Source organism: Pseudomonas sp. GCM10022186, assembly GCF_042656385.1.
Classification (GTDB): Bacteria; Pseudomonadota; Gammaproteobacteria; order Pseudomonadales; family Pseudomonadaceae; genus Metapseudomonas.
The window spans coordinates 1-632 of sequence record NZ_JBHSOU010000053.1 but is presented as its reverse complement, the minus strand read 5'-3'; the positions used below and the strand labels follow the sequence as shown (position 1 = coordinate 632).

Annotated in this window: 1 protein-coding gene; it reads right to left on the bottom strand. The window is 67.4% G+C overall.

What is annotated here, in order from left to right; translation table 11 throughout:
* A partial coding sequence (locus tag ACFPU0_RS18270) for a TauD/TfdA dioxygenase family protein (protein WP_377694687.1) occupies window positions 1-632 on the bottom strand: 632 nt, incomplete at both ends.

The following is a 632-nucleotide window of genomic DNA, read 5'->3' as shown; positions in this document are numbered from 1 at the left end:
GCGCGTTCCATCTTGCGGACGCAGGGCGGGTAATCCATCACGGCGTAGTGCTGGGTGGAGCGGTTGTCCCAGATCGCTACGCTGTTGGGCTTCCAGCGCCAGCGCACCTGGTATTCCGGGATGTAGGCCTGGCTGATCAGGTAGCGCAGCAGGTCGCTGCCGCCCATGCTGAAGTCCTGGCCGTAGCGGACGTGCTCCGGCGTGTGGTAGTTGGTGAAATGGGTGGCGAAGGCGTTGACGAACAGGATCTTCTCGCCGGTTTCCGGATGGGTGCGCACCACCGGATGCTCGGCGTCCGGGTACATCGCCTTGAGCGCCAGGCGCTTGTCGACGGGCATGGCCGCGCCGAAGCTCGCCTCGATGCTGTGCCGGGCGCGCAGGCCCTCGATGCGTTGCTTCACGTCCGCCGGCAGCTTTTCATAGGCCAGCGCCATGTTCGCCCACATGGTGTCGCCGCCCACCGGCGGGCACTCGACGCAGCGCAGCACGCAGCCCATGGGCGGCGACTCGCGCCAGGTGGCGTCGGTGTGCCAGGCGTTTTCGTAGCGGTCGTTGGGCTGGTCCGGGTTCTTGTAGATGCGCACCAGGCCGGGATGCTCCGGGTCGCTGCCGGCCACCGGGTGGTCTTCCAG